We start from the raw sequence: 5667 nt of genomic DNA on the forward strand, positions 1-5667 counted from the left end.
GATGGGGTATATAACAAAAAAAGTCTCATACAATAACTGTATGAGACTTTTAATAAAAACTGGCGGCGGCCTACTCTCCCGCTTTCGCAGTACCATCGGCGCTGGTGGGCTTAACTTCTGTGTTCGGAATGGGAACAGGTGAGCCCCACCGCTAAAACCACCCTAAAGAAGGTATATAAGATATCAGAAGATAGATTGCAGATCTCAGACTTTAAGTCTGGGATCTGATCTCTGGGATCTGACATCTGTTTTAAGCGATAAAAACGTTCACAAAGACAAAACCTTTACTGCGCATAAAAGAACTTGTTGTATGAATATTGAATCATTAAATATTTTAATCTTTAAATATTCTATTATAGCAACCATAGGCTATAAATCTACGGGTAATTAGTACTACTCGGCTATGACATTACTGCCTTTACACCTGTAGCCTATCAACGTCGTCATCTCCAACGACCCTTAAAAGATGTCTCATCTTGAGGCGAGTTTCGCACTTATATGCTTTCAGTGCTTATCTCTTCCAAACGTAGCTACTCAGCGGTGCACCTGGCGGTACAACTGATACACCAGAGGTTTGTTCAATTCGGTCCTCTCGTACTAGAATCAAGCCCTCTCAAACATCTAACGCCCGCAATAGATAGAGACCGAACTGTCTCACGACGTTCTGAACCCAGCTCGCGTGCCACTTTAATGGGCGAACAGCCCAACCCTTGGGACCTTCTCCAGCCCCAGGATGTGACGAGCCGACATCGAGGTGCCGAACCTCCCCGTCGATGTGAGCTCTTGGGGGAGACTAGCCTGTTATCCCCGGAGTACCTTTTATCCTATGAGCGATGGCCCTTCCATACGGAACCACCGGATCACTATGTCCTGCTTTCGCACCTGATCGACTTGTTGGTCTCACAGTCAAGCACCCTTATGCCATTACACTCTACGCACGGTTACCAAGCGTGCTGAGGGTACCTTTGAAAGCCTCCGTTACTCTTTTGGAGGCGACCACCCCAGTCAAACTACCCACCACGCAATGTCCTTCTAAAAGAAGTTAGGCTCCAAGTAAGTAAAGGGTGGTATTTCAACGTTGGCTCCACCAACACTAGCGTGCCGGCTTCAAAGCCTCCCACCTATCCTACACATTACTTACTCAAAGTCAATACGAAGTTATAGTAAAGGTTCACAGGGTCTTTTCGTCCCATTGCGGGTAATCGGCATCTTCACCGATACTACAATTTCACCGAGCTCGTGGCTGAGACAGTGCCCAGATCGTTACACCATTCGTGCAGGTCGGAACTTACCCGACAAGGAATTTCGCTACCTTAGGACCGTTATAGTTACGGCCGCCGTTTACTGGGGCTTCAGTCAAACGCTTCGCTTACGCTAACGCCCTTCCTTAACCTTCCAGCACCGGGCAGGTGTCAGACCCTATACAGCATCTTTCGATTTAGCAGAGTCCTGTGTTTTTGATAAACAGTCGCCTGGGCCTCTTCACTGCGGCCAACATTGCTGCTGGCGTCTCTTCTTCCGAAGTTACGAGACTATTTTGCCTAGTTCCTTAGCCACGACTCACTCGAGCACCTTAGGATTCTCTCCTCGACTACCTGTGTCGGTTTTGGTACGGGTTGCTTCACTTCGGCTTTTCTTGGAAGCACTTTCCCTGCAGCAGCTTCGCCCGAAGGCTAGGCCTTGACTATTCCGTCAGTCTCCAGCAGGTACGGCACTCCGTCCCCTTTTTAGTGTGAGCAAGTATGGGAATATTAACCCATTGTCCATCCACTACCCCTTTCGGGTTCGCGTTAGGTCCCGACTAACCCTCAGCTGATTAGCATGGCTGAGGAAACCTTAGTCTTTCGGTGAGGGGGTTTCTCGCCCCCTTTATCGTTACTTATGCCTACATTTTCTTTTCTGTCCGCTCCACAATACCTCACGATACTGCTTCGGCGCAAACAGAATGCTCTCCTACCAGATATACCCAGAAGGTATAAATCCATAGCTTCGGTAATATGTTTATGCCCGATTATTATCCATGCCGGACCGCTCGACTAGTGAGCTGTTACGCACTCTTTAAATGAATGGCTGCTTCCAAGCCAACATCCTAGCTGTCAATGCAGTCCAACCGCGTTGTTTCAACTTAACATATATTTGGGGACCTTAGCTGTTGGTCTGGGTTCTTTCCCTCTCGGACATGGACCTTAGCACCCATGCCCTCACTGCCGCAGAACATTTATTAGCATTCGGAGTTTGTCAGGAATTGGTAGGCGATGAAACCCCCGCATCCAATCAGTAGCTCTACCTCTAATAAACTCATTTGCGACGCTGCACCTAAATGCATTTCGGAGAGTACGAGCTATCTCCCAGTTTGATTGGCCTTTCACCCCTACCCACAGGTCATCCGAAGACTTTTCAACGTCAACCGGTTCGGTCCTCCACTCTGTGTTACCAGAGCTTCAACCTGCCCATGGGTAGATCACAAGGTTTCGCGTCTAATCCTACTAACTAAGCGCCCTATTCAGACTCGCTTTCGCTCCGGCTCCGGACCTGAAGTCCTTAACCTCGCTAGTAAAATTAACTCGTAGGCTCATTATGCAAAAGGCACGCCGTCACCCAACTTGTGGGCTCCGACCGCTTGTAGGCGTACGGTTTCAGGTTCTATTTCACCCTTCTATTCGAAGTGCTTTTCACCTTTCCTTCACAGTACTTGTTCACTATCGGTCTTTCAGGAGTATTTAGCCTTGGAGGATGGTCCCCCCATATTCAGACAGGATTTCACGTGTCCCGCCCTACTCATTTATCACTCAAATATGCCTTTCATATACGGGGCTATCACCCTCTATGGCTGTTCTTTCCAGAACATTCTATTAAACATATAAAAGCTTTTGGGCTAATCCGCTTTCGCTCGCCGCTACTTACGGAATCTCTTCGATTTCTTTTCCTCCGGGTACTTAGATGTTTCAGTTCTCCGGGTTTGCTCTCTAAATAAATTTAGAGTAATACATCTTCAATGTATTGGGTTGCCCCATTCGGACATCTGCGGATCAAGTCGTGTGTGCCGATCCCCGCAGCTTTTCGCAGCTTACCGCGTCCTTCTTCGCCTCTGAAAGCCTAGGCATCCGCCATACGCCCTTAACGATTTCTTTCCTATTTTTGGTTACTCAAGCGCTTTTATGCGCTCGGTTTTCTCTTTGTGATGTCTTTACCGTTAATGTCAATGATCTTAATGTCTTTCTTTTCAACTGATGAACAGATGTTGTTTTTGGCTCCATCCGTAACTTTTAAATCAGTCGTCCAAAACTGTGGAGAATAAGGGAGTCGAACCCTTGACCTCCTGCGTGCAAGGCAGGCGCTCTAGCCAGCTGAGCTAATTCCCCCTCTAGTAGACTTCGAGATAGATTTTTTGACCTGAGAACCGAGACTATCAATTCGTCTCATACCTCTTGTCTTTTTATCTCCCGTCTTTTTAATTAGTAGTCTCGGGCAGGCTCGAACTGCCGACCTCTACATTATCAGTGTAGCGCTCTAACCAGCTGAGCTACGAGACTTTGTTTTAGATGTTAGATTTTAGACACCAGAGGTTAGATCAACTCTAACTCCTAATTTCTAACTCCTTTTTCTAAATCTCTCCCTCTGATACTAATTTCTAGTGGGTTTTGTTTTATAGTTGATAAATGATGCTTGATAATTGATTATTTATAGATTGCTCTATTCATATCATTTATACTTTATCATCTATCGTTTATATTATATAGCAACCAAATAAAAAACTAAAGCTTTACTTTAAGCAGAATCAATAGTACCGAAGTACCTAATTTTGTTTATCGTCTTTTAGACGCTCTAAAATGAGATGTTCCAGCCGCACCTTCCGGTACGGCTACCTTGTTACGACTTAGCCCTAGTTACCTGTTTTACCCTAGGCAGCTCCTGTTACGGTCACCGACTTCAGGTACCCCAGACTTCCATGGCTTGACGGGCGGTGTGTACAAGGCCCGGGAACGTATTCACCGCGCCATGGCTGATGCGCGATTACTAGCGATTCCAGCTTCATAGAGTCGAGTTGCAGACTCCAATCCGAACTGAGACCGGCTTTCGAGATTTGCATCACATCGCTGTGTAGCTGCCCTCTGTACCGGCCATTGTATTACGTGTGTGGCCCAAGGCGTAAGGGCCGTGATGATTTGACGTCATCCCCACCTTCCTCTCTACTTGCGTAGGCAGTCTCACTAGAGTCCCCAACTGAATGATGGCAACTAGTGACAGGGGTTGCGCTCGTTGCAGGACTTAACCTAACACCTCACGGCACGAGCTGACGACAACCATGCAGCACCTTGAAAATTGCCCGAAGGACGGTCTATTTCTAAACCAGTCAATTCCCATTTAAGCCTTGGTAAGGTTCCTCGCGTATCATCGAATTAAACCACATAATCCACCGCTTGTGCGGGCCCCCGTCAATTCCTTTGAGTTTCATTCTTGCGAACGTACTCCCCAGGTGGCTAACTTATCACTTTCGCTTAGTCTCTGATTCCGAAAAACCAAAAACGAGTTAGCATCGTTTACGGCGTGGACTACCAGGGTATCTAATCCTGTTCGCTCCCCACGCTTTCGTCCATCAGCGTCAGTTGTTGCTTAGTAACCTGCCTTCGCAATTGGTGTTCTAAGTAATATCTATGCATTTCACCGCTACACTACTTATTCCAGCTACTTCAACAACACTCAAGACCCGCAGTATCAATGGCAGTTTCACAGTTAAGCTGTGAGATTTCACCACTGACTTACGAGTCCGCCTACGGACCCTTTAAACCCAATAAATCCGGATAACGCTTGCACCCTCCGTATTACCGCGGCTGCTGGCACGGAGTTAGCCGGTGCTTATTCGTACAGTACCTTCAGCTAGATACACGTATCTAGGTTTATCCCTGTACAAAAGAAGTTTACAACCCATAGGGCCGTCGTCCTTCACGCGGGATGGCTGGATCAGGCTCTCACCCATTGTCCAATATTCCTCACTGCTGCCTCCCGTAGGAGTCTGGTCCGTGTCTCAGTACCAGTGTGGGGGATCACCCTCTCAGGCCCCCTAAGGATCGCTGACTTGGTAGGCCGTTACCCTACCAACTATCTAATCCTGCGCGTGCCCATCTTTATCCACCGGAGTTTTCAATATCTTCTGATGCCAGAAAATATATTATGGGGCATTAATCTTCCTTTCGAAAGGCTATTCCCCTGATAAAGGCAGGTTGCACACGTGTTCCGCACCCGTGCGCCGCTCTCAAGATTCCGAAGAATCTCTACCGCTCGGCTTGCATGTGTTAGGCCTCCCGCTAGCGTTCATCCTGAGCCAGGATCAAACTCTCCATTGTATGTTTTTCCTGACCCACTCAAAGTTTTTTTTACGCTTTAGTTTTTTCCTTACTTGGTTGTTATATTGTATGTCAATGATCTTTTTTCTTTCCGCATTTTATAAAGAAGCTTCTCTGTCGTTCTGTTCTCTATTTGCGGTTGCAAAAGTAATTATTTATTTCTATCTGACCAAATCTTTTAAAGGAAAATTTTAAAGTTTTTTTAGTAACCTTAACTCCCTATACCAACTCAATCTTTACTTACTCCTGCGCTCCGTTTAACCGGACTGCAAAGATACAAAAAAAATCAAACCCCGCAACTTTTATTTCTAAAATATTGTTA

At 46.5% G+C, this 5667-nt stretch carries 2 tRNA genes and 3 rRNA genes; all 5 read right to left on the reverse strand.

The window, feature by feature from the left end:
- Positions 1–57: 57 nt before the first annotated feature.
- Positions 58–165, reverse strand: a 5S ribosomal RNA gene (gene rrf / locus J2T03_RS20450).
- Positions 166–367: 202 nt separating this feature from the next.
- Positions 368–3131, reverse strand: a 23S ribosomal RNA gene (locus tag J2T03_RS20455).
- A gap of 157 nt (positions 3132–3288) precedes the next feature.
- Positions 3289–3362: transfer RNA gene (locus tag J2T03_RS20460), tRNA-Ala, on the reverse strand.
- 97 nt (positions 3363–3459) lie between these two features.
- A tRNA-Ile gene (locus J2T03_RS20465) sits at positions 3460–3533 on the reverse strand.
- Positions 3534–3828: 295 nt separating this feature from the next.
- A 16S ribosomal RNA gene (locus J2T03_RS20470) occupies positions 3829–5345 on the reverse strand.
- The 16S, 23S and 5S rRNA genes sit together here with 2 tRNA genes alongside, the layout of an rRNA operon.
- Positions 5346–5667: the final 322 nt, after the last annotated feature.

The organism is Chryseobacterium lathyri (assembly GCF_030812195.1).
Classification (GTDB): Bacteria; Bacteroidota; Bacteroidia; order Flavobacteriales; family Weeksellaceae; genus Chryseobacterium; species Chryseobacterium lathyri_A.